Annotated in this window: 23 protein-coding genes; 14 read left to right on the forward strand and 9 right to left on the reverse strand. The window is 54.6% G+C overall.

The features are described 5' to 3' along the window. The first annotated feature begins 46 nt into the window (after nucleotides 1-46). Entirely contained in the window at nucleotides 47-664 is a 618-nt protein-coding gene (locus H3L95_RS10305) for a tellurite resistance TerB family protein (RefSeq protein WP_009312465.1), read from the forward strand. 1,844 nt (nucleotides 665-2,508) lie between these two features. After that, nucleotides 2,509-4,008, forward strand: a complete 1,500-nt coding sequence (locus H3L95_RS10310) for a DNA recombination protein RmuC (RefSeq protein ID WP_040668994.1) — start codon at nucleotides 2,509-2,511, stop codon at nucleotides 4,006-4,008. Nucleotides 4,009-4,385: 377 nt separating this feature from the next. Here the strand turns inward: H3L95_RS10310 and msrAB are convergent, their stop codons facing one another. Continuing rightward, nucleotides 4,386-5,954: a bifunctional peptide-methionine (S)-S-oxide reductase MsrA/peptide-methionine (R)-S-oxide reductase MsrB gene (gene msrAB / locus H3L95_RS10315; protein ID WP_040668984.1), complete on the reverse strand. Its 1,569-nt coding sequence runs from the start codon at nucleotides 5,952-5,954 to the stop codon at nucleotides 4,386-4,388. A gap of 206 nt (nucleotides 5,955-6,160) precedes the next feature. Here msrAB and aldA point away from each other — a divergent pair, with 206 nt between their 5' ends. Beyond that, nucleotides 6,161-7,603: an aldehyde dehydrogenase gene (gene aldA / locus H3L95_RS10320; RefSeq protein WP_003760973.1), complete on the forward strand. Its 1,443-nt coding sequence runs from the start codon at nucleotides 6,161-6,163 to the stop codon at nucleotides 7,601-7,603. Between the two features lie 98 nt (nucleotides 7,604-7,701). Here aldA and H3L95_RS10325 read toward each other — a convergent pair whose 3' ends face one another. Together H3L95_RS10325 and H3L95_RS10330 are read right to left on the reverse strand one after the other, a co-directional pair. Further along, the gene (locus H3L95_RS10325; RefSeq protein WP_003760971.1) at nucleotides 7,702-8,640 is read right to left on the reverse strand and encodes an ABC transporter ATP-binding protein; all 939 of its coding nucleotides are present in this window, start codon (nucleotides 8,638-8,640) and stop codon (nucleotides 7,702-7,704) included. A gap of 82 nt (nucleotides 8,641-8,722) precedes the next feature. Next, nucleotides 8,723-9,601 carry an NUDIX hydrolase gene (locus H3L95_RS10330; RefSeq protein ID WP_003760967.1) on the reverse strand — a complete coding sequence of 293 codons (879 nt, stop codon included), beginning with the start codon at nucleotides 9,599-9,601 and terminating at the stop codon, nucleotides 8,723-8,725. 147 nt (nucleotides 9,602-9,748) lie between these two features. Here H3L95_RS10330 and H3L95_RS10335 point away from each other — a divergent pair, with 147 nt between their 5' ends. The 5 genes from H3L95_RS10335 to H3L95_RS10355 all read left to right on the forward strand — a co-directional run bounded on the left by H3L95_RS10335 (nucleotide 9,749) and on the right by H3L95_RS10355 (nucleotide 12,893). Then, nucleotides 9,749-10,345, forward strand: coding sequence for a beta-class carbonic anhydrase (locus tag H3L95_RS10335; protein WP_003760965.1), 597 nt, complete (start codon nucleotides 9,749-9,751; stop codon nucleotides 10,343-10,345). 57 nt (nucleotides 10,346-10,402) lie between these two features. Beyond that, complete coding sequence (gene nadD, locus H3L95_RS10340; RefSeq protein WP_003760961.1) at nucleotides 10,403-11,014, forward strand: nicotinate-nucleotide adenylyltransferase; 612 nt, start codon at nucleotides 10,403-10,405, stop codon at nucleotides 11,012-11,014. Between the two features lie 67 nt (nucleotides 11,015-11,081). Continuing rightward, a complete protein-coding gene (rsfS, locus tag H3L95_RS10345; RefSeq protein WP_003760959.1) occupies nucleotides 11,082-11,468 on the forward strand; it encodes a ribosome silencing factor in 387 nt (128 codons plus the stop codon). Nucleotides 11,469-11,665: 197 nt separating this feature from the next. Then, nucleotides 11,666-12,136 carry a 23S rRNA (pseudouridine(1915)-N(3))-methyltransferase RlmH gene (gene rlmH / locus H3L95_RS10350; protein WP_003760957.1) on the forward strand — a complete coding sequence of 157 codons (471 nt, stop codon included), beginning with the start codon at nucleotides 11,666-11,668 and terminating at the stop codon, nucleotides 12,134-12,136. Nucleotides 12,137-12,440: 304 nt separating this feature from the next. Continuing rightward, nucleotides 12,441-12,893, forward strand: coding sequence for a type IV pilin protein (locus H3L95_RS10355; protein ID WP_003755655.1), 453 nt, complete (start codon nucleotides 12,441-12,443; stop codon nucleotides 12,891-12,893). Between the two features lie 786 nt (nucleotides 12,894-13,679). Here H3L95_RS10355 and H3L95_RS10360 read toward each other — a convergent pair. Further along, nucleotides 13,680-14,192, reverse strand: coding sequence for a DUF4189 domain-containing protein (locus H3L95_RS10360; RefSeq protein WP_040667916.1), 513 nt, complete (start codon nucleotides 14,190-14,192; stop codon nucleotides 13,680-13,682). Nucleotides 14,193-14,217: 25 nt separating this feature from the next. After that, complete coding sequence (locus tag H3L95_RS10365; RefSeq protein ID WP_003755611.1) at nucleotides 14,218-14,730, reverse strand: DUF4189 domain-containing protein; 513 nt, start codon at nucleotides 14,728-14,730, stop codon at nucleotides 14,218-14,220. Nucleotides 14,731-14,985: 255 nt separating this feature from the next. Between H3L95_RS10365 and H3L95_RS10370 the strand changes: the two genes are divergently transcribed. Continuing rightward, nucleotides 14,986-15,156 carry a hypothetical protein gene (locus tag H3L95_RS10370; protein WP_164907877.1) on the forward strand — a complete coding sequence of 57 codons (171 nt, stop codon included), beginning with the start codon at nucleotides 14,986-14,988 and terminating at the stop codon, nucleotides 15,154-15,156. Nucleotides 15,157-15,254: 98 nt separating this feature from the next. Here the strand turns inward: H3L95_RS10370 and glmU are convergent, their stop codons facing one another. From glmU to H3L95_RS10390, 4 genes are all read right to left on the reverse strand, one after another. After that, nucleotides 15,255-16,628 carry a bifunctional UDP-N-acetylglucosamine diphosphorylase/glucosamine-1-phosphate N-acetyltransferase GlmU gene (gene glmU, locus H3L95_RS10375; RefSeq protein ID WP_003755615.1) on the reverse strand — a complete coding sequence of 458 codons (1,374 nt, stop codon included), beginning with the start codon at nucleotides 16,626-16,628 and terminating at the stop codon, nucleotides 15,255-15,257. Between the two features lie 112 nt (nucleotides 16,629-16,740). Beyond that, nucleotides 16,741-16,932 carry a hypothetical protein gene (locus tag H3L95_RS10380; protein WP_040667918.1) on the reverse strand — a complete coding sequence of 64 codons (192 nt, stop codon included), beginning with the start codon at nucleotides 16,930-16,932 and terminating at the stop codon, nucleotides 16,741-16,743. 108 nt (nucleotides 16,933-17,040) lie between these two features. After that, entirely contained in the window at nucleotides 17,041-17,331 is a 291-nt protein-coding gene (locus tag H3L95_RS10385; RefSeq protein ID WP_003755616.1) for a hypothetical protein, read from the reverse strand. Between the two features lie 62 nt (nucleotides 17,332-17,393). After that, complete coding sequence (locus H3L95_RS10390) at nucleotides 17,394-18,050, reverse strand: pyrimidine 5'-nucleotidase (RefSeq protein ID WP_003755618.1); 657 nt, start codon at nucleotides 18,048-18,050, stop codon at nucleotides 17,394-17,396. 62 nt (nucleotides 18,051-18,112) lie between these two features. On the opposite strand from H3L95_RS10390, the gene H3L95_RS10395 reads away from it, so the two are divergent. From H3L95_RS10395 to H3L95_RS10420, 5 genes are all read left to right on the forward strand, one after another. Continuing rightward, nucleotides 18,113-19,114 (forward strand): thiamine ABC transporter substrate-binding protein, encoded by a 1,002-nt coding sequence (locus H3L95_RS10395; protein WP_003755620.1) that lies wholly within the window; start codon nucleotides 18,113-18,115, stop codon nucleotides 19,112-19,114. Between the two features lie 357 nt (nucleotides 19,115-19,471). Continuing rightward, a complete protein-coding gene (locus H3L95_RS10400) occupies nucleotides 19,472-19,726 on the forward strand; it encodes a hypothetical protein (protein ID WP_003755624.1) in 255 nt (84 codons plus the stop codon). 3 nt (nucleotides 19,727-19,729) lie between these two features. Then, entirely contained in the window at nucleotides 19,730-20,050 is a 321-nt protein-coding gene (locus tag H3L95_RS10405; protein WP_003755626.1) for a hypothetical protein, read from the forward strand. 369 nt (nucleotides 20,051-20,419) lie between these two features. After that, nucleotides 20,420-22,273, forward strand: coding sequence for an ABC transporter ATP-binding protein (locus H3L95_RS10415; protein ID WP_003755630.1), 1,854 nt, complete (start codon nucleotides 20,420-20,422; stop codon nucleotides 22,271-22,273). A 377-nt stretch (nucleotides 22,274-22,650) separates the two neighbouring features. After that, the gene (locus H3L95_RS10420; protein ID WP_003755634.1) at nucleotides 22,651-23,565 is read left to right on the forward strand and encodes a patatin-like phospholipase family protein; all 915 of its coding nucleotides are present in this window, start codon (nucleotides 22,651-22,653) and stop codon (nucleotides 23,563-23,565) included. Nucleotides 23,566-23,671 lie beyond the last annotated feature (106 nt).

Here is a 23,671-nt window from a genome sequence, read left to right on the forward strand (position 1 = left end):
CGAGCCTCCATTTCAGACCCAAACCGACCACCATGAGGGGATCATCATGAACTTCAACAACCTGCTCAATCAAATCTTGGGAACCGTTCAAAAAAGCGGCAAATCCGTTTCCGACAGCCCGCTCAATTCTTTTGGCGGCGGCGCTTTAGTCGGCGGACTGGCGTCCATGCTGATGAAGAAAAAAACCGCCAAATCGCTGGTCAAAGTCGGCTCCGTGGCGGCTTTGGGTTATCTGGCGTATCAGGGTTATCAAAACTGGCAGAAAAACAAGCAGCAGGAAGCCGTGCCGCAAGGCGCGTTCGAGCCTGCCGGACTGCTCGCCGAAACACACAGCCGCGTGATTTTGCGCACCATGATTGCCGCCGCGGCTTCGGACGGTCTGATTGACGACGCGGAAAAACAAGTCATCGCCCGTGAAAGCGGCGACGACCCCGAAACCGCCGCATGGCTTGCCGCCGAATACGCCAATCCGGCAACGGTAGAAGAACTCGCCGCCGCCGTCGGCAACGATCAGGCATTGGCAGCGGAAACCTATCTGGCGGCACGATTGGTCTGCGCAGACTTGTCACGCAAAGAAATCGTCTTCCTCAGCCGCCTGTCGCAAGCCTTGGGACTGGACGACAATCTGGTGGAAAGCTTGGAAAAACAGCTGGAATTGGCATAACGCTTTGTATAGTGGATTAACCTTTGCCTGAACACCCGATTCAATGCCAAGGGGTCGTCTGAAAAGTTTCAGACGACCCCTTTTCAACATAACGGGCAGGCTTGTCTTTTCCTCCACCCGATCGCAAAAGAACGAGAAAGGGCAGCTTTCGGCTACGCAGCATACAGTCCGCAAACCATGCTTTCCCGACAGACCGAAAGAAAACCGTTTACCCGATACGGCTGCGCCCGTTTTGAAATCGCCCTTTTTCCCGAAACCCGACCCAATCAAAAAAGGTCGTCTGAAACTTTTCAGACGACCTTTGCTTTGACTTCCGACAGCTTGGGGATTAAAACAGCCCGAGCTTATTTTTTAATCGCGGTACGCATATTGTCGGCGATGTGGGTCGCGCCTGCGGTCAGACCGGACATACCGATCAACGATGCGGCGGCGAGTTTGATCAATTCTTTCATTTTGAGTCTCTTTCTTGTGTTTGTGTTGCGGATGTTATAGTGGATTAACTTTCAACCAGTACGGCGTTGTCTCGCCTTGTCCTGATTTAAATTTAATCCAATATATCGTCGGGTCGGCTGATTATTTGCCGGCTTCGGCGATGTTTTTGGCGGCGGTCGTCGCGCTGGCGGTCAGACCGGACATGCCAATCAGGGAGGCGGCTGCCAATTTAATTAAGTTTTTCATGGTCATCTCTCTTTCTTTTGTTCCCGCCGCCGAACTGGGCGGTCTGCGGTTCGCGCTTGTGTCGGCATCTGATGCCGGAATCGGTTGAAAGCCAAAAGCCGCTCCGCCGCGGGGGGGAAGGTTGTTTGTGGGGGTTTGGGAAGCGTTTAAAATATTTCGTTTGTTTTCAAATTATTTTTTTGCAGCGGTTTCGATATTGCGGGCAACCATAGAGGCTGAAGCGGTAACACCGGCCATACCGATTAAAGAGGCTGCGGCCAAGGTCAATAAATTTTTCATTTCGGGCAATCCTTTTACATATTAATCAAATGTTATTTAACAACATTTGTATTCGTTGCCGACATGTCTGCCATATCGACAGATGTCATGATACCGCCTTAATTGATAAATTATACAGTTTTTTTGTAAAGAAAATAGCGGTATAAATGCTATAATGTAATTATTTTGATAAATTATTTTTAGTTTTGAAAATGACACCGATGTCTTGCAGAATGACACCGATGTCTTAGTTACAAGCCGATTACAAATTGTTTATTTTAGAATAGATGCTCTCGGATTTTTTGTTGCCAAATTACATCATTTTAGAAAATTTTAAAATTTTCCTTTTATTTTTCAATTAGATAAAAAACAACACTTTTCCGCTTGGATTTTGGGTTTTTAGCCTCAGACTATAATCGCCATTGCCATTTTTTAAATGATCTATCCATTTTTGGCAAAAACAGGTCGTCTGAAACCAAAATCCCTGCCCGACAAACCGGAATCCGCTGTTTTCTTGTGAAATCGCTCATTAAATAAATCTCTCATCTGACGTTGCGGCATTGTTCCGCTTTGCCCAAAATGGGCGGTTTTTCCAAGCTGTCGGCGGTAAAAGCTCTGTTTGGACGTAACGAAACGTGCAAAACTTGTTTTCAGGTTTTCAGACGACCTGTTTGTATTTATGGGTTGGATGGGTCGTCTGAAAAGGCTTTCTGTTTCGTCGATGCCGTTCATGCCTCAATCAAATTGATTCAGATTGATTCAGTTCGACTGCTGCGCCCTGCGTTCTGAAATCCGCTGCTCGACATCGTTTATCAGCCATTCCGCCCTATCCTATGCAAGCGCGCAGCGAGCTTGCCCTGCAAACATGCTATATTGCCGTTTTTGCTTTTTCCGTTTTCAGACGACCTATGAATGTCCCGCTCCTCCTAACCGCCGCGCTCGCCTTTTTGTCCGGCGCGCTCATCACTTGGCTGCTCGCCCGCAACAAGGCGCAGACGCAGCAGTTTGCCCTGATGCAATCGCTTGCCGAGTGCCGCCAGCATCTTGAATTTGCCGAACAAAATCAGGCGCAAACCGCATCCGAGCTTGCCGACGCGCGCTATCATGTCCAAGATTTGCAGGGCGAGTTGCAGGAATTGGGCAACCGCTTTGCCGCCGCCGAACGCCAAATCGGCTATCTTCAAGAGCGCGAACAGGAAGCAGGTCGTCTGAAACAAGATTACGCCGAGCTTCAGGAAAACGCGCACAACCTGCACGTCCGCAACGAACGCCTCCACATCCAACTCGAACAGGAACGCCTTGCCGCCGACGAAAAGCTCAAGCTCCTTGCCGAAGCCCGACAAAGCTTGGGCGACCAGTTCCAAAACCTCGCCAACACCATTTTGGAAGAGAAAAGCCGCCGCTTCACCGAGCAAAACCGCGACCACCTCAGCCAACTGCTGACCCCGCTCAACGAACGCATCCACGGCTTCAGCGAGCTGGTTCAGCAAACCTACGAAAAAGAAGCGCGCGAACGGCTGACCCTCGAAAACGAACTCAAACGCCTGCAAACCCTCAACACCCAACTGCACAGCGACGCCAAAGCCCTCACCGACGCGCTCACCGGCACGCAAAACAAAACCCAAGGCAACTGGGGCGAGATGATTTTGGAAAGCGTTTTGGAACATTCCGGCCTGCAAAAAGGACGCGAATACACCGTCCAAGCCGCCGCCGTCCGCCAAGAAGAAGACGGCGCGCGCCGCCTCCAGCCCGATGTCCTCGTCAACCTGCCCGAAGGCAAGCAAATCGTCATCGACTCCAAAGTCTCGCTGACCGCCTACGTCCGCTACACCCAAGCCGCCGACGCCGCAACCGCCGAGCGCGAACTCGCCGCCCACGTCGCCAGCATCCGCGCCCACATCCGCAGCCTGTCGCAAAAAGACTATACCGACCTCGAAGGCGTGCGCACGCTGGACTTCGTGTTTATGTTCATCCCCGTCGAACCCGCCTACCTGCTCGCCCTGCAACACGATGCCGTCCTGTTCCAAGAATGTTTCGACAAACGCATCATGCCGGTCGGCCCGAGTACGCTGCTCGCCACCCTGCGCACCGTCGCCCACATCTGGCGCAACGAACAGCAAAACCAAAACGCCCTCGCCATCGCGGCAGAAGGCGGCAGGCTTTACGACAAATTCACCGGCTTCGTCCAAACGCTCGAAAGCGTCGGCAAGAACATCGACCAAGCGCAAAGCCAGTTCCAACAAGCCTACAAACAGCTCTCGCAAGGACGCGGCAACCTCGTCAGCCGCGCCGAAAAACTGCGCGCGCTGGGCGTCAAAACCACCAAACGCCTGCAACGCGATTTGGTGGAAACCGCCCAAGAATCCGCCTTGCAGGATAAAGGTTTGTCGGAAGGGGAAGAAGATTGACGGTTTCTTCGTCGTCGGGTTTCAGACGACGGACCAAAGACAAAAAGGGCGCATGATGCGTCCTTTTATAGTGGATTAACTTTAAACCAGGACAAGGCGACAAAGCCGCAGACAGTACAGATAGTACGGAACCGATTCACTTGGTGCTTCAGCACCTTAGAGAATCGTTCTCTTTGAGCTAAGGCGAGGCAACGCCGTACTGGTTTAAAGTTAATCTACTGTATCGTTTCAAACCTTATTCGCCAGCAATCCGCGTTTCTAGCTGTCGGAGGAAAGAACAAGTATCACGGCGGTAAAAAGGTCGTCTGAAAAACGGCGGGTCAGGTATGAATTGCTTACCACGCCGTTTTCAGACGACCTTTCGTGCTATCGCGCCTTTATTTCACTTTGCCCTTCAACGCGCCGTAGCCTGCCGCGTCCATTTGTTCCAGCGGGATGAATTTCAGGCTCGCGCCATTGATGCAGTAGCGCAGGCCGCCTTTGTCTTTGGGGCCGTCGGGGAAGACGTGTCCCAAGTGCGAATCGGCGGCGTGGCTGCGCACTTCGGTGCGGCGCATGTTGTAGCTGAAATCGTCGTGTTCGGTAACGGCGGCGGCGTTAATCGGGCGGGTGAAGCTCGGCCAGCCGCAGCCGGAATCGAATTTGTCGGCGGAAGAAAACAAGGGTTCGCCGCTGACGACGTCCACGTAAATGCCGGGTTTGAACAGATGGTCGTATTCGTGGCTGAAGGCGTATTCGGTCGCGCTTTTTTGGGTAACTTGGTATTGCTCTTCGGTCAGGATGCGTTTGAGTTCGGCATCACTGGGCTTTTTATACGTTGCCGCGTCGAAGCCTTTGCCTTGCGGGGCGGCTTTGGTTTTGCCCGGCAGCGGTTCGTCGGCTTTGCGGATGTCGATGTGGCAGTAGCCGTTGGGGTTTTTAATCAGGTAGTCCTGATGGTATTCCTCGGCATCGTAGAAGTTTTTCAGCGGCTCGTTTTCGACGACGAGGGGCTGTTTGTATTTTTGCTGCTCACGTTTGAGGGCGGCGGCGATGACGGCTTTTTCGGCGGGATCGGTGTAGTACACGCCGCTGCGGTATTGCGTGCCGGTGTCGTTGCCTTGTTTGTTGAGGCTGGTCGGATCAACGACGCGGAAATAGTATTGCAGGATGTCGTCGAGGCTGAGTTTGTCGGCATCGTAGGTCACTTTGACGGTCTCGGCATGGCCCGTATCGCGGTAGGACACGTCTTCGTAGCTCGGATTTTTCGTTTTGCCGTTGGCGTAGCCGGATACTGCGTCAACCACACCGTCTATGCGTTGGAAATAGGCTTCCAAGCCCCAGAAGCAGCCGCCGGCGAGGTAGATGGTGCGCGTATTCATGATTTTTGAATCCTTTTTCTGTGTGTCGGGTTTGTAGAACGCGTTTTTCAGACGACCTAAATCGGCATTCGGGTCGCGGATTAACGCCAATGCCTGCGCTTCGTTGATGCTGCCTTTGACGATGCGCTGTACGTCGCCGTCTTTACCGATTAACGCCCACGAGGGATAAACACTGATATTCAGGCTTTGGGCGATGGTGCCGCCGTTGTCGGTCACGACGGGCAGCTTGGGATAGTTCAAACCGGCATACCATTTCTGAAAGTCGCCGTCTTTTTTCTCATGCAAAAAGCCGGGGGAGGCGACGGTAATCAGGTTGGCGGAGCTGAACCGCTTATCCTGCGCCCATTTTTCGGTCTGCCCCAATTCGGACAGACACAAAGGACACCAGCTCGCCCAGAATTTAATCAGGGTCGGTTTGTCTTTTTTCAAATAAACGCTGGCGGGGCGGTTGTCCGCGGTTTTCAAAGTGGACAAAGTGTGCGGCACGGTCGCGGCTTCGGCATCGGCGATTTTGGGCGAACAAGCACCCAGCGCAAACAGACAGCCGAACTTGGCGCAAAGGGAAAAGAAGGTACGGGGTTTCATCTCTATGTTTCCTGTGTGGACGGTTTGTATGATTAGACGTTGTAAATGCCCAAACCTTACAGCCTTGTACATAAAAAAGCAAAAGGTCGTCTGAAAACAAACGCCCATATTATTAAATTTGCATTCTCAAACAGCATTTTCATTGCAGCGGCGGCATAAAAAGCATACACTGACTACACACGACTACAACAACAGGAGAACTTGAAATGAAACAATTGGCCATGTACATCAACGGACGCTTTGAAAACGATTTCAACGGCGAATGGCGCGATGTATTGAACCCGTCCACTGAAGAGGCCATCGCCCGCGAACCCAAAGGCGGCAAAGCGGACGTTGACCGTGCCGTAGCGGCGGCGCGTGCGGCGCAACCGGCATGGGAGCGGCTGCCTGCGGTCGAACGCGGCGCGTATTTGCGCAAAATCGCCCAAGGCATACGCGAACGCGCCGACGAGCTGACCGACACCATCGTTGCCGAAGGCGGCAAAACCAAAGACTTGGCGCGCGTGGAAGTCATGTTCACCGCCGACTATCTCGATTACCAAGCCGAATGGGCGCGCCGTTATGAAGGCGAAATCATCCAAAGCGACCGCCCGCGCGAAAACATTTTATTGTTTAAACGTCCGCTGGGCGTCGTGGCAGGCATCCTGCCGTGGAACTTCCCCTTCTTCCTGATTGCCCGCAAAATGGGTCCCGCTTTGGTCACGGGCAACACCATCGTCGTCAAACCCAGCAGCGTGACCCCGATCAACTGCCACATCTTCGCCGAAATCGTCGATGCGGTCGGACTGCCCGCAGGCGTGTTCAACGTGGTGAACGGCCCCGGCGCGGAAATCGGCAACGCCTTGTCCGCCCATCCGCAAGTCGATATGGTCAGCCTGACCGGCTCCGTCGAAGCAGGCCGCCAAGTGATGGAAGCGGCTTCCGCCAACATCACCAAAGTCTCGTTGGAACTCGGCGGCAAAGCGCCCGCCATCGTTTTGAAAGACGCGGATTTGGACTTGGCAGTGAAATCCATCTTGGCTTCGCGCGTCGGCAACACCGGTCAAATCTGCAACTGCGCCGAGCGCGTCTATGTCCACAGCAGCCTGAAAGACGCGTTCATTGAAAAAATGACCGCCGCCATGAAAGGCGTGCGCTACGGCAATCCTGCCGAAGCCGAAGCAGGCGCGCTGGAAATGGGCCCACTGATTGAAGAGCGCGCCGTCAAAGCCGTTGCCGAAAAAGTGGAACGCGCCGTCAAACAAGGTGCGACGCTGGTCTGCGGCGGCAAACGCGCCGAAGGACGCGGCTATTTCTTCGAACCGACCCTGCTGACCGACACCGACAACAACATGGACATCATGAAGGAAGAAACCTTCGGCCCCGTCCTGCCTGTTTCCACTTTCGACACGCTCGACCAAGTCATCGCCTTGGCAAACGACTGCGAATTCGGTCTGACCAGCTCCGTGTACACCACCAACCTGAACGAAGCCTTCTACGTCACCCGCCGCCTGCAATTCGGCGAAACCTACATCAACCGCGAAAACTTCGAAGCCATGCAGGGCTTCCATGCGGGCTGGAAAAAATCCGGTATCGGCGGCGCGGACGGCAAACACGGTTTGGAAGAATATCTGCAAACCCAAGTCGTTTATCTGGAAACCAATATTTGATAACGCCTTGATGTGTTGACATAAAAGGTCGTCTGAAAATTTTCAGACGACCTTTTTTGATTTGCCCGACGGGTCAAACGACGGCGGGACACGAAACATCATCGCAACGGTTCAAACCAGACGATTTGTCCTTTATCGATATGTATCGGCACGGTATCGCCGGCGGGAAGGTAGCCGGCGGGCAGCAGGGTGGTCAGTTCGCCGTATTCGGGATGGGCGAAGGTCAGACGCAGGCTGTCGGGTAAGGGGGTGAGGGACAGGATGCGGCAGGGTGTGCCTTGCGGGTCGGGACGGATGGCGTGTGTCGGGATGTGGTGCGCATCGTCGGTGTTGGGCAGCCCGAGCAGGCGGGCGGCTTGGGCGTCGGCCGGGCGGCGGAAGAGTTCGGCGGGCGTGCCGTATTGGAGGATGCGCCCTTCGTGCATGAGGGCGATATGGTCTGCCAGCGCGGCGGCTTCTTCGGGGGAATGGGTTACGAGGACGGCGGGGATGTTTTGACGGCGGATGCTCTCGTCGGTCAGGCGGTAGAGGGTGTGGCGCAGGTGGGTGTCGAGGCTGGAGAAGGCTTCGTCCAAGAGGAGCAGGGACGGCTTGATAATCAGGGCGCGGGCGAGGGCGAGGCGTTGCTGTTCGCCGCCGGAGAGGCTGCCGGGTTTGCGGCGGGCTTCGTTTTCCAAACCGATGTCGCGCAGCGCCTGCATGGTTTGTGCTTCGATTTCGGCTTTGGGCAGGCGGCGCATTTTGAGTCCGAAGCCGACGTTTTCTTGGGCGGTCAGGTGCGGGAACAGGGCGTAGTCTTGAAACATCAGCGAGACGTTGCGCTTTTCGGGCGGGACGGCGGTGATGTTCTGCCCGTCCAGCCAGACTTCGCCGCTGTCGGGTTTGACGATGCCTGCAATGATTTTGAGCAGGGTGGATTTGCCGCAGCCGGAGCGTCCGAGGACGGCAAGGGTTTCGCCTGCGGACACGGTCAGGCTGATGCGGTCGGCGACGGTTTTGCTGTCGAAGCGTTTGCAGATGTCGGTAAGTCGGAGCATGGGTTTCAGACGACCTTTTCGGGAATCGGGAAAGGAAAACGGCGGGGCGTTAATGGTTTTGTACTGTTTTATTTTTCGGCGTTCAGCGGCAAAGGCTTTCCAGCCAAAGGCTTAGCGGATGCTGCCTGTCGAGCACGCCGTATCGTTTGAGGGCTTCGAGGGTAACGAGCTGGGCATCGTGCATCATGGTTTGGGACAACATGGTTTCGACGAGTTGCGAAACGTTCATCAATTCAAACCCTGCGACTTCGCCGTCTTGGTTTTCGGGGCGGACGGATTCGGGCAGGACGATGTCGAAGATGTGCAGGATTTCGTTGTGGATGCCGCGCGATACGGGGCGCAGGCTGTGGATTCGGGCGGCGGCTCGGAGGTTGTCGAGGGCGGGCGGCATCAGTCCGGCTTCTTCTTCGCTTTCGCGGCAGACGGCTTCAAACGGGGTTTCTCCGCTGGCAATGCCGCCGCCGACGAGGTTGTCGAGTTTGTCGGGATCGACGGCTTTGTGCGGGCTGCGGCGGCCTATCCAAAAATGCCAGCCGCCGTCGGTTTGCACCAGTCCGTTGAGGTGGACGGCTTGGCTCATGAGTCCGAACGGGCGGAAGGCGGCGCGTTCCAACGCAAAGAGAACCTTGCCCGCGTCGTCGCACACGTCAAACTTTTCGTCGCGCCAGCCGTGCAGCAGTCCGAGGCTTTTCCATTCGTGCGCCAAGTGCTGCAAACTGTCGCCCATCGCCAGCCAGTTGTCCGTTTGCAGGCAGAGGTCGTCTGAAATTTCAGAAAGCCCTTCCTGCCAGTCTTGTTTGATCCGTTCGCGCCAAAACGGATTCAGACGACCCAAAGCCAGTCCGTTCAGATAGAGCGTGTTCCAGTCGTCCGAGGCGCCGTAACTTGCCCGCGCCCAATCGTAGAGCGCGTCGTGGGTGCGGCGGTCGAGCGTTTCGGAAAAACAAGGGCGCGAAGACATGGCTGTTCCTCAATCCAATCAATACATAATCATAAAGCGGATTGTATCTGCTCCGCTTCAATTTGCAACCAATCGGCGGCGCACGCTGCAAAGCCAAACCGCCCGAAAACCGCTATAATCGTCCCATTCTTTCGGAGGTCCAACACCATGAGCGAATTGAGCGAAATTCTCGCCTATAACCAAAATTTTGTCGAATCGGGCGAATACGAAAAATATTTCACTGACAAATATCCCGGCCGCGAATTGGCCATCCTGTCCTGCATGGACGCGCGCATCATCGAGCTGCTGCCCGACGCGCTCGGACTGAAAAACGGCGACGCCAAGCTCATCAAAAACGCCGGCGCAGTCGTTACCCATCCCTGGGGGTCAGTCATGCACAGCCTTTTGGTCGCCGTGTTCGAACTCAAAGTCAAAGAAATCATGGTCATCGCCCACCACGACTGCGGCATGAAGGGACTGAACGCCGCCGGTTTCCTTGAAAAAGTACACGAAAGCGACATCCCCGACGACCGCATCGAAACCCTGCGCAACGCCGGCATAGACCTCGACGACTGGCTGACCGGTTTCGACAACGTAGAAGACAGCGTCCGCCACACCGTCAAAGTCATCCGCAACCACCCGCTCATGCCCGCCGACATCGCCGTCCACGGACTCGTCATCCACCCGACCACCGGCAAACTCACCCTGGTTGTCGACGGCAGCCCCGAGGCAAAAAGCCTTTCAGACGACCCCGCCAACCCATAAACCCGAAAGGTCGTCTGAAACCCAAACAGAGCGCACACCCCACACCCAAGGACACCCATGAAAAACATCGGACTTTTCGGCGGCACCTTCGACCCCATCCACAACGGCCACCTCCACATCGCCCGCGCCTTCGCCGACGAAATCGGACTCGACACCGTCGTCTTCCTGCCCGCAGGCGACCCCTACCACAAAGACCCGTCCCGCGCCTGTGCCCAAGACCGCCTCATCATGACCGAACTCGCCATCGCCGACGACCCCCGCTTCGCCGCCAGCGACTGCGACATCGTCCGCGAAGGCGCGACGTACACCTTCGACACCGTCCAAATCTTCCGCCAGCAATTCCCCGCCGCCCAACTTTGGTGGCTTATGGGCAGCGACAGCCTCATGAAACTGCACACTTGGAAAAAATGGCAGACCCTCGTACGCCAAACCCACATCACCGTCGCCATGCGCCAAGGCGACAACCTCAACCAAACCCCGCGCGAACTCCACGCCTGGCTGGGCGAAGCCCTCCAAAACGGCAGCGTCCGCATCCTCAACGCCCCCCTGCACAACACCTCCTCCACCCAAATCCGCCAAACCCTCCAAAGCGGCAGACTTTCAGACGACCTCCCGCCCCAAGTCGCCCGCTACATCCGCGAACACAAACTGTACCAAAGCGGAAAATAGCGTAAATTCATACAGATAAGTTATAATACCGTCCAAACCCTATTTCATTCCCACCATTAGGAAAACAATGAACGAACAAGAACTGCAAGACCTGCAAAAAATGGTCGAAACCGCCGTCGAAGCCCTCGAAGACATCAAAGCCAAAGACATCTCCGTCCTCCAAACCCAAGAAAAAACCTCACTGTTCGCCCGCATGATCATCGCCAGCGGCGACAGCACCCGCCAAGTCAAAGCCCTCGCCAACAACGTCGCCGTCAGCCTCAAAGAAGCCGGCTTCGAAATCCTCAGCACCGAAGGCGACAGCGGCGAATGGACGCTCGTTGACGCAGGCGACCTCGTCGTCCACGTCATGCTGCCCGCCGTCCGCGACTTCTACGACATCGACACCCTCTGGGGCGGCGAAAAACCCAGCTTCCACGCCGGCGCGCAAAAACCCTGGCATGCCGCCGACTAAGCCATCATCCCAAGCCGTCTGTGCATACAGACGGCTTTATTGCGCACGCCCTACCCCCCTTTGCCCAAACCGAAGTTTTCAGACGACCCCTTGACCGAACAATAAAAATATCGGATTCAAGAATCCCGTTTCACCATCATTCAAACCAAAAGGTCGTCTGAAAACTTTCAGACGACCCCATCCGACCAAGGAAACCCATGAACATCACCGTCCTCGCCGTCGGCACCAAAATGCCCCGCTGGGTGGACGAAGCCGTCGGCGAATACGCCAAACGCTTCGGACGCGACGTCGCCTACACCCTCAAAGAAATCAAACCCGAAAAACGCGGCGCAGGCGTCAACGCCGCACAAGGCATGGCGGCGGAAGAAAAACGCATCCTCGAAGCCATCCCCCAAGGCGCATTCCTCGTCGTCCTCGACGAACGCGGCAAAGCCCCGACCTCCGTCGAGCTGGCGGAACACCTCAAAAGCTGGCAGCAAAACGGCGAACACGTCTGCTTCGTCATCGGCGGCGCCGACGGCATGACCGACCACCTCAAACAACAAGCCCGCATGATGATGCGCCTCTCCAGCCTCACTCTCCCGCACGGCATGGTGCGTGTTCTGCTGACCGAACAGCTCTACCGCGCCGTTTCCATCCTCCACAACCATCCCTACCACCGTGAATAGCAAAAGCCGTACCCGCAGGCAGGCTTCGTGTGTCCACCGCATAAATCGGGCGCAGGCGTGCCTGTTGCGAATTCAATACATCAAGAAATAGTAAACTAGGAAATATTCAGATATTGTTTGAATGCCCGCCATAAGGACGATAAGATACCGACCTCATTTTATAAGGGATTGATTCAGAAACAGTTCGGGCTTGCCGCAGGCAACTTCGCCGTATGGTTTTGAAGTGCGAAAGCTTCAATCCCCATTTTGATATCACATAACGATAAAGATGAAATGTCCGGTTTATTTTTCGAAAGGGGGCGGAATGAAGGAAATTCAGCGGGGATTTTCTTTGTCTCAACTGGTTTTTACCATCATGATGGTGGGGATTTTAACGTCGATTGCCTACCCGTCTTACCAAAAATATGTTGAAAATACCAAGCTGCAGGAAGTGCGGGCAGCCATGCTGGAAAACGCCCAATTTCTGGAGCGTTTTTATCAAAAAAACGGAAGTTTCAAACAAAGTTCCACCCAATGGCCGGATTTGCCGATTAAGGAAATCGGCGATTTTTGCATCAAGGTGCAAGGCGACGCCAAAGGCACGCCGGACGGGCGGTTTACCCTGAAGGCAGTAGCGCGGTCGGATAAAAATCCCAAGGTATTGAAAATCAACGAAAGCTTTGTCACAGTATCGTGTGAAACGACCGAAAGCACCTGCGAAGACAAGGCGCAACATTTCGCCAATACGGACAAATCATGCAAGATATTTGAGTCTTGAGGCATATCGATAGCAAAAGGTCGTCTGAAACTCAAATCTTAGAGCTTTCAGACGACCTCGTTTTTATCTGCAACCTGCCCCCTCTCCCGTCCGGCGGGAGAGGGCTGGGGAGAGGGTAGCTCTACGGGTTGTCCGAATTTGATTTGACCTAAAATCGCAAAGCCACCCCCATCCCAACCTTCCCCCGCTAGACGGGGGAAGGGACAGATTGCTGTTGCAGCAACAAGTAGCGTGGGCTTTGCCCGCGAGATAAATGCCGAAATGGATGCCCATTCAGCTGTTATCTGATTTAGATTGTTAAATAGAAGATTTCGTGGGCGCAGCCCACGCTACTTGAGTTATCACAAGTCTGTTTTGATTGAGTAAAAGGTCGTCTGAAAAAATCGGGAACGAGTTTCTTTAAAACTCAAATCTCAGAGTTTTCAGACGACCTCGTTTTTATCTGCAACCTGCCCCCTCTCCCGTCCGGCGGGAGAGGGCCGGGGAGAGGGTGGTTCTATGGGTTGTACAAATTTGATTTGACCTAAAGTCACAAAGCCACCCCCATCCTAACCTTCCCCCGCCGGACGGGGGAAGGGACAGGTTGCCGTTGCTGCAACGAGTAGCGTGGGCTTTGCCCGCGAGATAAATGCCGAAATGGATGCCCATTCGGCTGTTGTCTGATTTGGATTGTCAGGTGGTAGATTTCGTGGGCAAAGCCCACGCTACGGACTGGGTTTATTCCTAGCCCGTTGGTTAATAAAAGGTCGTCTGAAACTTTTCAGACGACCTTTTGATTATCAGTAATCACGGGAGAGCACACACTTCAGGCTGAATAATTCTACAGTCTATACCTCCCCTATCTTGGCAATTTTTTAAAGCTGCCTGTTCGACAGTACCTTGTGCTCCTGCCACATCAGATAAAACAAATCTGTCTTTTGTTTTCCCTTCTGCCGCTGCCATACAACCGTTCCTCACCCATGTAATAACTTTACAAGGCGTATTGCGACTGCCTTTTTGGCATTGTTTTATGGCCTCACGTTTTGCCGCGTCTAGGGAATTCTGGTTTACCGCACCGGCAAGATGCCCTGCTTTCTGACTGTAAGCAAATGCCCCGAATTTAGGCGGCACAAAAACATCGTGATAGATAATTTTTTTAGGAGGAGGGGCGGTATTACCCGAAGAGCAGTTGGGATTGTACCCATAGCTACATAATGCGGGATCATTCTGTAAAGCCCCGTTTGTCACATCATATGTCGGATTGGCAATAGAAATATTTGAAACCATTAATCCGAATATCATCAAAAACAGTTTTTTCATTGCATCATCTTCCTTTAAATACCAATCACGGGAGAGCACATACTTCAGGCTGAATAATTCTACAGTCTACCCCTCCCCTATCTTGGCAATTTTTTAAAGCTGCCTGCTCTACAGTTCCCTGATTACCTCCTGCTTGAGTTACAAGAAATCTGTTCTTAACCTTTCCTTCTGCTGCTGCGAGACAGCCGTTTCTGACCCAGACAATAACTTTACACGGCGTATTGCGGCTGCTTTTTTGACACCGTTTGACTGCTTCCTGTTTTGCTGCGTCTAGAGAATTTTGATTTACAGCGCCTGCAAGAATTCCTGCTTTCTGACTGTAAGCCAAAGCCCCGAATTTTGGAGGGATGACCACATCGTGATAGATGATTTTCTTAGGGGGAGGGGCGGTATTGCCCGACGAGCAGTTGGGATTGTACCCATAGCTGCATAATGCGGGATCATTCTGTAAAGCCCCGTTTGTCACATCATATGTCGGATTGGCAATAGAAATATTTGAAACCATTAATCCGAATATCATCAAAAACAGTTTTTTCATTGCATCATCTTCCTTATTTTTCTTCAGGTTTTCGGGTTCGTCTGATTAGGACGGTCGCCGGATGGTTATCGTCGGTGTAGGGTTAGTTTGGCATCAAACTTGAAACGGGTTTTCAGACGACCCGTAGCGTGGGCTTTGCCCGCGAGATAAATGACAAAATGGATGCCCATTCGGCTGTTGTCTGATTTGGATTTTTAGATAGCAGATTTCGTGGGCAAAGCCCACGCTACTTAGGTTATCCCAAGCCTGTATTGATTGAATAAACGAGGTCGTCTGAAAAAATCGGGAACGAGTTTCTTTAAAACCCAAATCTCAGAGTTTTCAGACGACCTCGTTTTTATCTTCAACCTGCCCCCTCTCCCGTCCGGCGGGAGAGGGCTGGGGAGAGGATGGCTCTACGGGTTGTACGAATTTGATTTGACCTAAAGTCGCAAAGCCACCCCCATCCTAACCTTCCCCCCGCCAGGCGGGGGAAGGGACAGATTGCTGTTGCTGCAACGAGTTGCGCAGGGCGGTTTACTGCTTTATTTCTTATCCCCTTTTTCCGGGCGCACCCAGCCTTCGATCACGGTTTGGCGGGCGCGGGCGAGGGCGAGTTTGTTGTCTTCGACGTTTTTGGTAATCGTGCTGCCTGCGCCTGTCGTGACTTTGTTGCCGAGTTTGACGGGGGCGACTAAGACGCAGTTGGAGCCGATGCGGACTTCGTCGCCGATGACGGTTTTGTGTTTGTTCACGCCGTCGTAGTTGGCAATAATCGTGCCTGCGCCGAAGTTGGTTTTGCTGCCGACTTCGGCGTCGCCGATGTAGGTGAGGTGGTTGGCTTTGGTGCCTTTGCCGATGGCGGCGTTTTTGATTTCGACGAAGTTGCCGACGTGTACGTCGTCTGAAAGGCGGGCTTGCGGACGCAGGCGGGCGTAGGGGCCGATTTGGTTGTTTTGTCCGACTTCGCAGTCTTCGAAGTGGGAGAAGGGGGCGATTTTGCTGTTTGCGCCGATTTTGGCGTTTTTGATGACGCAGTTTGCGCCGATTTCGACGTTGTCGCCGATTTCGATGTCGCCTTCGAGGACGACGTTGACGTCAATCACGATGTCTTGTCCGTGTTTCAGACGGCCCCTTAAGTCGAAGCGGGCGGGGTCGCGCAGGGTAACGCCTGCTTTGAGCAGGGCTTGCGCCTGTTCGGTTTGGAAGATGCGTTCGAGTTCGGCGAGCTGGAGTTTGTTGTTCACGCCGGCGGCGAGGTGGGAGGCGCGCACTTGGACGGGATGGACTTTGATGCCGTCGGCAACGGCTTTGGCGATGAGGTCGGTCAGGTAGTATTCGCCTTGGGCGTTGTTGCTGGAGAGGCTGTTCAGCCAGTTTTCGAGTTTGGCGTTGGGCAGGACGAGGATGCCTGTGTTGATTTCGCGGACGGCTTTTTGGGCGGCGTCGGCGTCTTTTTCTTCGACGATGGCGGTTACGCTGCCTTGGCTGTCGCGGATGATGCGGCCCAAGCCTGTCGGGTCGGCGGGAACGTCGGTCAACAGGCCGACTTCGCTGCCGGCGGCTTCGAGCAGGGTTTCGAGGGTGGCGGTGTCAATCAGGGGAACGTCGCCATACAGCACCAGCGTTCGGCCTTCGGCGGCAAGGTGCGGCAGGGCGGTTTTGACGGCGTGGCCGGTGCCGAGCTGTTCGGTTTGTTCGACCCAGACGACGTCGCGTTTGACGGTGTCCAAAACTTGGTCTTTGCCGTGTCCGATGACGACGCAGATGTTTTGCGGATGAAGCGCGGCGGCGGTGTCGATAACGCGCTCGACCATGGGCTTGCCGCCGATGCGGTGCAGCACTTTGGGCATTTTGGAATACATGCGCGTGCCTTTGCCGGCGGCGAGGATGACGATGTTGAGGGGTGTGGCGGACATGATGGGCTTTCTCGAATGCAATGTTGATGAAGGGGGTATTTGGGGGTCGTCTGAACGGGATTTTGGATTTCAGACGACCTTTTTATTCGGGTTCGGTGTGCGGACGTGGGGGTTATGGTTTGTTGGGTTTGGGGTTCCAGCGGTACGAGTCGGCATGGCTGCCGTGTTCCAAGCGGTCGAGTGTGGTCGGTTTCAGAGGCGTGCGCGCGGATGTGTCGGCGGGACGGCTGTCGAAGTCGTAGCGGTCTGTGGTGCAGCCGCTCAGGATGGCGGCGGCAACGAAAATCAGGGCGAGGGAACGCATGGTTTTCTCCTTGAGAAGGACGGCAGATATGGGAACGAACGGGATGGCGGTTATGTTTGAGGTCGTCTGAAACGGAAAAAACGGTTTCAGACGACCTCTGCGGGCGGATTATTCTTCGGTTTGCGTTTCGGGCGCGGCGTGTCCGGCGCCTTGGGGTTTGTTCCATGTTGTGCCGCGTACGTTTTCTTGGTCGCCGTGCAGCGGTTTGAGGGTGCGGCGTTCGGGGCGGTATTGGTTGTAACGCATATCGCGGGAGTAGGTGCCGTCTTCGTAATAGATGCGCGTGCCTTTTTCGTATTTGGGGCGCAGGGAGGTGTGGCCGGATTCGTTTTGGTAGGTTTCCCAAGTACAGCCGGTCAGGGCGGCTGCGGCGGCGAGAATGAGGGCGGTGTATCGCATGATGGTTGTCCTTGTGGTCGGGCGGATTTGTGCCGTTGTTCAAACCCGATATTGTAAAGGTTTCAGACGAGTGCCGACAGTTTTTCGGCACATTCGGCGAGCGCCTGCATATCTTTTGCAACGGCGTCGGTAAAGGGCAGGGGATGGGCTTTGCTGCCGAACCATACGGTTTTCATGCCCAGCTCTTTGGCTTGGTGCAGGTTGTCCGCGCTGTCGTCGATCATGATGCACTGTTCGGGGTGGGCGTCGAGCAGGCGGCAGACGGTCAGGTAGGCTTGCGGGTCGGGCTTGTAGCGCAGTCCGAAGTCGTCCGTGCCGAGGAGTGCGTCAAAACGGTTTGCCAAACCCAATGCCACGATGATAGCGCGGACGTAAAACGAAGGGCCGTTGGAAAAAACGGCTTTGCGTCCTTTCAGACGACCTAAAACGCTTTCGGTTCCCTCCATGCCCTCCAATTTTGCCAAGATTTGCGCGATGGGATGGCTTTCGCGCAGAAATTCGCGGATGTCGATTTCGGGATGGTGGATTTGCAGGCCGGCAAGCGTCGCGCCGTATCGGTGCCAATAGTCCTGACGCAGGTCCGACGCCGCTTCTTCGGAGAGCTTGAGGCGTTGCGCCATGTAGTCGGTCATGGCGCGGTTGATGATGTAGAAGATGCCTGCATCGGCGTTATGCAGCGTGTTGTCGAGGTCAAAAAGCCAGACGGGGGAAAGGTTCATGTCGTGTGTTGGTGCGGATTTTGTTATGATGTTTCGTATTTTACCCGTACAAAGGTTAGAGAATGAAACTGAAATTATCCGCCCTCGCCCTCTTGCTGGCTTCGGCAAACTTATCCGCCCAGACCGAAGTGCGCCTTGCCGTGCACAAATCCTTCAGCCTGCCCCAATCCGTCATCGCGCAGTTTGAAAAAGCCAACGACGCCAAAGTCTCCGTCATCAAGGCGGGCAGCGGCAACGAAATGCTCAACAAGCTGATTCTCAGCAAGGCCAACCCGATTGCCGACGCGGTTTACGGTTTGGACAACGCCAACATCGGCAAAGCGCGCGAAGCAGGCATACTGGCGGCGGCGCAGCCCAAATCCGCGCCCGTTTCAGCAGGAATGCCCGTCATCGCGGCAGTCAATTACGGCTACGTTACCCTCAACTACGACAAAAAATGGTTTGAACAGAAAAAACTGCCGCTGCCCAAAACCTTGCAGGACCTGACCCGCCCCGAATATAAAAACCTGCTGGTAACGCCCTCGCCCGCCACCTCCTCGCCCGGACTTGCCTTCCTGATGGCGAACATCGGCGGCATGGGCGAAGAGGGTGCGTTCAAATGGTGGGCGCAGATGCGTCAAAACGGCGTAAAAGTCGCCAAAGGCTGGAGTGAAGCCTATTACACCGACTTCACCCAAAACGGCGGCGCCTACCCGCTTGTCGTCAGCTACGCCGCCAGCCCCGCCGCCGAAGTCCACTACTCCAAAGGCAAATACAGCGTGCCGCCGACCGGCAACCTCTTCCTCAAAGGCGGCGTATTCCGCCAAGTCGAAGGCGCGGCAGTCTTGAAAGGCGCGAAACAGCCCGAGCTGGCGGCGAAACTCGTACAGTGGCTGCAAAGCGGCGAAGTGCAAAAAGCCCTGCCGACCGAAATGTGGGTCTATCCCGCCGTGAAAAACACGCCGCTGCCCAAAGTCTTCGAGTTCGCCCAAGCCCCGAAACACACCGACTCGCCCAGCCGCAACGACATCGACACCAAACAGAAACAATGGGTCGGCCGCTGGACGAAGACCGTGTTAAGGTAAGCGGGAAGGTCGTCTGAAAAACCGCCGCCCATCCTGTCGGCCGGATATAGTCAAATGACTTTATTTTCGATACGCAACTTATCGGGTACCGTCATTCCCGCCCCCGTCTACGCGAGGACAGGCTACGGTGGGAATCCATTTTTGAAATTTGGAAACTGTTTTTCAAATCAAGGTTTCTCAAGTTTTACGATGGATTCCCGCCTGCGCGGGAATGACGGAATTTGATGATATGCCGTATTTAAAGTTAAGGATGTTGGCGATAAAAAGGGTCGTCTGAAAACCCCAAAACGGTTTCAAACTGATCGAAGCCACGTTTCAGACGACCCCTTACCGTTTCGTTTTGAATGAAGGAAACCCATGAAGAAGCCCCTACTCTACGCCTTCACGCTGACCGCACTTGGCGGCTGTTTCTACACCGAAACCCCTTACAGCCGCACCGCCGTCCTCGACCTGCCCGTCCATTCCCAAACCACCATCAACAAAACCGTTACCGTCAACGCCCCGCCGGGGACGACCGTCATTTATCAGGACAGCGAGCCGGTACACCGCTACGGCTATCCCTACCCGCCTTACCCGCGCCCGTATCCCGCGCGTCGGGTTTACCGGTATTGAAAAATGTCTGTGAAAGCGATTTATGAAAAACTGACCAAGTTGCCCACCATTATTGGTCTGGATAATGAAGTCCTGTTGATTGAGGAACTTCAAAAAAGCGAGATAGAAGACATCAGACAAAATCTGGACAACTTCTTGTCTATATTGGGTGACCTGCAGATTTCGCATCAAAGTGACGGCATATTCGGCGTGACGCCTGAGAACAAGCACATTTTTTTCGGTTTTGTTTTTTGGCTTCAGTCCGTTCAAAATAAAATTGGAATGGATATAAGCCGATACGCCGATGGGTTCGATACGGATTTCAGCGGCGATTTGACCATATAAGGACGGATATATAGTGGATTAACAAAAATCAGGACAAGGCGACGAAGCCGCAGACAGTACAGATAGTACGGAACCGATTCACTTGGTGCTTCAGCACCTTAGAGAATCGTTCTCTTTGAGCTAAGGTGAGGCAACGCCGTACTGGTTTAAAGTTAATCCACTATAAAAGCCGTATTCCTTATCGGCACGTTGTTTCAGACGACCCCTCATCAATCACGGCACTTTGCCCGTCCCGACTTCCTTACAGTGTCTTCCCGCCGGTTTTTCCCGTAAAATAATGCCTTTAACTCCCGATACTTGTTTTCAGACGACCTGTCCCCACCGTAGAGGTCGTCTGAAATCCATTCTCTCTCAATTAAACCCAATACAATGATTCAAAAAATATTCTCATGGTTCGAATCCCGAATCGACCCTTACCCCGAAGCCGCCCCGAAAACGCCTGAAAAAGGGCTGTGGCGTTTTATCTGGAGCAACATCGAAGGCTTGCGCAAATGGATTGCCGTTTTGGCGGTGTTTACCGCCGGCATCGGCATCATGGAAGCGCTGCTGTTTCAATTTATGGGCAAAGTCGTGGACTGGCTCGGCAAATACACACCCGCCACCCTGTTTGCCGAAAAAGGCTGGGCGTTGACGGCGATGGCGGCGATGATGGTGTTTTTCGCCCTCTGGACCTTCCTCGCGTCCAACGTGCGCCTGCAAACCCTGCAAGGCGTGTTCCCCATGCGCCTGCGCTGGAATTTCCACCGCCTGATGCTGGGGCAGAGCCTCGGTTTCTATCAGGACGAATTTGCCGGCCGCGTGTCCGCCAAAGTCATGCAGACCGCGCTGGCGTTGCGCGACGTGGTGATGACGGTTGCCGACATGGTCGTTTATGTGCTGGTGTATTTCATCACCTCCGGCGTGATTCTGGTCGCGCTCGACGGCTGGCTGCTGCTGCCCTTTATCGGCTGGATGATTGGCTTCGCCTTAGTGATGCGCTTCCTGATTCCCAAGCTCGGCAAAACCGCTTCGCGTCAGGCAGATGCGCGCTCGCTGATGACCGGCCGCATTACCGACGCCTATTCCAACATCACCACCGTCAAACTCTTCTCCCACGGCGCGCGCGAGGCGGCCTACGCCAAGCAGTCGATGGAAGAATTTATGGTTACGGTACACGCCCAAATGCGTTTGGCGACGCTCCTGCACACTTGCAGCTTCATCGTCAACAGCTCGCTGACCGCCGGCACGACCGCGCTGGGCATCTGGCTTTGGTATCACGGACAGGTCGGTGTCGGCGCGGTTGCCACCGCCACCGCTATGGCGTTGCGCGTCAACGGCCTGTCGCAATACATCATGTGGGAATCCGCCCGATTGTTTGAAAACATCGGCACCGTCAACGACGGCATGGCAACCCTGTCCAAACCGCAAACCATCCTCGACAAGCCGAACGCCCTGCCGCTGAAAGTGTCGCAAGGCGAAATCAAGTTCGAACACGTCGATTTCTCCTACGAAGCCGGCAAACCGCTGCTCAACGGCTTCAACCTCACCATCCGCCCGGGTGAAAAAGTCGGGCTGATCGGACGCAGCGGCGCGGGCAAATCCACCATCGTCAACCTGCTTTTGCGCTTCTACGAACCGCAAAGCGGCACCATTTCGATTGACGGGCAAAACGTGGACAGCGTGACCCAAGAAAGCCTGCGCGCCCAAATCGGTTTGGTCACGCAAGACACCTCGCTGCTGCACCGTTCCGTGCGCGACAACATCGTTTACGGCCGCCCCGACGCCACCGACGCCGAAATGATTTCCGCCGCCGAACGCGCCGAAGCCGCCGACTTCATCCCCAACCTTTCCGACGCCAAAGGACGGCGCGGCTACGACGCCCACGTCGGCGAACGCGGCGTGAAACTCTCCGGCGGCCAACGCCAACGCATCGCCATCGCCCGCGTCATGCTCAAAGACGCGCCGATTCTGCTGCTCGACGAAGCCACCAGCGCGCTCGACTCCGAAGTCGAAGCCGCCATCCAAGAAAGCCTCGACAAAATGATGGACGGCAAAACCGTCATCGCCATCGCCCACCGCCTCTCCACCATCGCCGCGATGGACAGGCTCATCGTCTTGGACAAAGGCCGCATCATCGAAGAAGGCAGCCACGCCGAACTCCTCGAAAAACAAGGCCTCTACGCCAAACTCTGGGCGCACCAGAGCGGCGGTTTCCTCAACGAACACGTCGAGTGGGAGCATTAAAAACTGCCTGATAAAGCGGGCAAGCAACAGGTCGTCTGAAACCGAAAATCAGGTTTCAGACGACCTTTTTTGATTTCGGCATAACGATGCGCTAAACTTCCCGCTTGTGCCGCCTGACAAGGCGGATGGCAGATTGCCTGTTCCCCTGATTCCGCCTGTTTTCATGACCAAGCGGGCAACAGGTTTTCTGCCACTTTATAGTGGATTAACTTTAAACCAGTACGGCGTTGCCTCGCTTTGTTCTGATTTAAAGTTAATCCACTATACCGCAGCCGCGCCGATAAAAACACGACGGAGCGCATACCGCGACAGGTTTCGCGCCATTCGGCTGACAATATGTTCCAAACCAAAAATCCATCTATAAAGGTCGTCTGAAAATGAAACCATTGCTGATTCAAACACTGCGCACTACGCTGACAGCGTCTGTCGTACTCATGCTCGCTGCCTGTCCGAGCCATACCTCCGACAAATCGGATGCCAAGCCGCATACCCGTACCGCGAATACCGCCAAGCCCAAAGCCGTGGTCGCGCTTGCGCTCGGCGGCGGCGCATCCAAAGGTTTTGCCCATATCGGCATTATCAAAGTCTTGAAAGAAAACAATATTCCCGTCAAAGTCGTGACCGGCACATCCGCAGGCTCCATCGTCGGCAGCCTGTACGCTTCAGGCATGTCGCCCGACCGCCTCGAACTCGAAGCCGAAATTTTGGGCAAAACCGACTTGGTTGACCTGACCCTATCCAGCAGCGGCTTCATCAAAGGCGAAAAACTGCAAAACTACATCAACCAAAAAGTCGGCAACCGCCCCATCCAGCAATTGCCGATTAAATTCGCCGCCGTCGCCACCGATTTTGAAAGCGGCAAAGCCGTCGCCTTCAACCGAGGCAACGTCGGACAGGCAGTCCGCGCGTCCGCGTCCATCCCCAACGTGTTCCAGCCCACCATGATTGGCGGCCGCCGATACGTTGACGGCGGTCTGTCGCAGCCTGTTCCCGTCAGCGCGGCTAAAAAACAAGGCGCCAATTTCATTATCGCCGTCGATATTTCCGCCCGTCCGGTGAAAAACGTCAACCAAGGCTTTTTCTCTTACCTCGACCAAACGTTCAACGTCATGAGCATTCCGCTGCTCCAACATGAATTGGGTCAGGCAAACGTCGTGATCAAACCGCAAGTGTTGGAGATGGGTTCTATCGGCGGTTTCGACCAAAAACGACGCGCCATCCAGCTGGGTGAAGAAGCCGCCCGCGCCGCCCTGCCCGAAATCAAGCGCAAACTCGCCGCCTATCAATATTAACCAACTGCCTACCGCAGCAAAAAGGTCGTCTGAAAATAGTTTTTCCGTTTTCAGGCAGCCTCTAATATAGTGGATTAAATTTAAATCAGGACAAGGCGCCGAAGCC

Source organism: Neisseria sicca, assembly GCF_014054945.1.
GTDB classification, from domain to species: Bacteria; Pseudomonadota; Gammaproteobacteria; order Burkholderiales; family Neisseriaceae; genus Neisseria; species Neisseria sicca.

Coding starts and splice junctions, on each gene's coding strand:
- H3L95_RS10305 (WP_009312465.1), top strand. CDS start 47: ATGAACTTCAACAACCTGCTCAATCAAATCTTGGGAACCGTTCAAAAA.
- H3L95_RS10310 (WP_040668994.1), top strand. CDS start 2,509: ATGAATGTCCCGCTCCTCCTAACCGCCGCGCTCGCCTTTTTGTCCGGC.
- msrAB (WP_040668984.1), bottom strand. CDS start 5,954: ATGAAACCCCGTACCTTCTTTTCCCTTTGCGCCAAGTTCGGCTGTCTG.
- aldA (WP_003760973.1), top strand. CDS start 6,161: ATGAAACAATTGGCCATGTACATCAACGGACGCTTTGAAAACGATTTC.
- H3L95_RS10325 (WP_003760971.1), bottom strand. CDS start 8,640: ATGCTCCGACTTACCGACATCTGCAAACGCTTCGACAGCAAAACCGTC.
- H3L95_RS10330 (WP_003760967.1), bottom strand. CDS start 9,601: ATGTCTTCGCGCCCTTGTTTTTCCGAAACGCTCGACCGCCGCACCCAC.
- H3L95_RS10335 (WP_003760965.1), top strand. CDS start 9,749: ATGAGCGAATTGAGCGAAATTCTCGCCTATAACCAAAATTTTGTCGAA.
- nadD (WP_003760961.1), top strand. CDS start 10,403: ATGAAAAACATCGGACTTTTCGGCGGCACCTTCGACCCCATCCACAAC.
- rsfS (WP_003760959.1), top strand. CDS start 11,082: ATGAACGAACAAGAACTGCAAGACCTGCAAAAAATGGTCGAAACCGCC.
- rlmH (WP_003760957.1), top strand. CDS start 11,666: ATGAACATCACCGTCCTCGCCGTCGGCACCAAAATGCCCCGCTGGGTG.
- H3L95_RS10355 (WP_003755655.1), top strand. CDS start 12,441: ATGAAGGAAATTCAGCGGGGATTTTCTTTGTCTCAACTGGTTTTTACC.
- H3L95_RS10360 (WP_040667916.1), bottom strand. CDS start 14,192: ATGAAAAAACTGTTTTTGATGATATTCGGATTAATGGTTTCAAATATT.
- H3L95_RS10365 (WP_003755611.1), bottom strand. CDS start 14,730: ATGAAAAAACTGTTTTTGATGATATTCGGATTAATGGTTTCAAATATT.
- glmU (WP_003755615.1), bottom strand. CDS start 16,628: ATGTCCGCCACACCCCTCAACATCGTCATCCTCGCCGCCGGCAAAGGC.
- H3L95_RS10380 (WP_040667918.1), bottom strand. CDS start 16,932: ATGCGTTCCCTCGCCCTGATTTTCGTTGCCGCCGCCATCCTGAGCGGC.
- H3L95_RS10385 (WP_003755616.1), bottom strand. CDS start 17,331: ATGCGATACACCGCCCTCATTCTCGCCGCCGCAGCCGCCCTGACCGGC.
- H3L95_RS10390 (WP_003755618.1), bottom strand. CDS start 18,050: ATGAACCTTTCCCCCGTCTGGCTTTTTGACCTCGACAACACGCTGCAT.
- H3L95_RS10395 (WP_003755620.1), top strand. CDS start 18,113: ATGAAACTGAAATTATCCGCCCTCGCCCTCTTGCTGGCTTCGGCAAAC.
- H3L95_RS10400 (WP_003755624.1), top strand. CDS start 19,472: ATGAAGAAGCCCCTACTCTACGCCTTCACGCTGACCGCACTTGGCGGC.
- H3L95_RS10405 (WP_003755626.1), top strand. CDS start 19,730: ATGTCTGTGAAAGCGATTTATGAAAAACTGACCAAGTTGCCCACCATT.
- H3L95_RS10415 (WP_003755630.1), top strand. CDS start 20,420: ATGATTCAAAAAATATTCTCATGGTTCGAATCCCGAATCGACCCTTAC.
- H3L95_RS10420 (WP_003755634.1), top strand. CDS start 22,651: ATGAAACCATTGCTGATTCAAACACTGCGCACTACGCTGACAGCGTCT.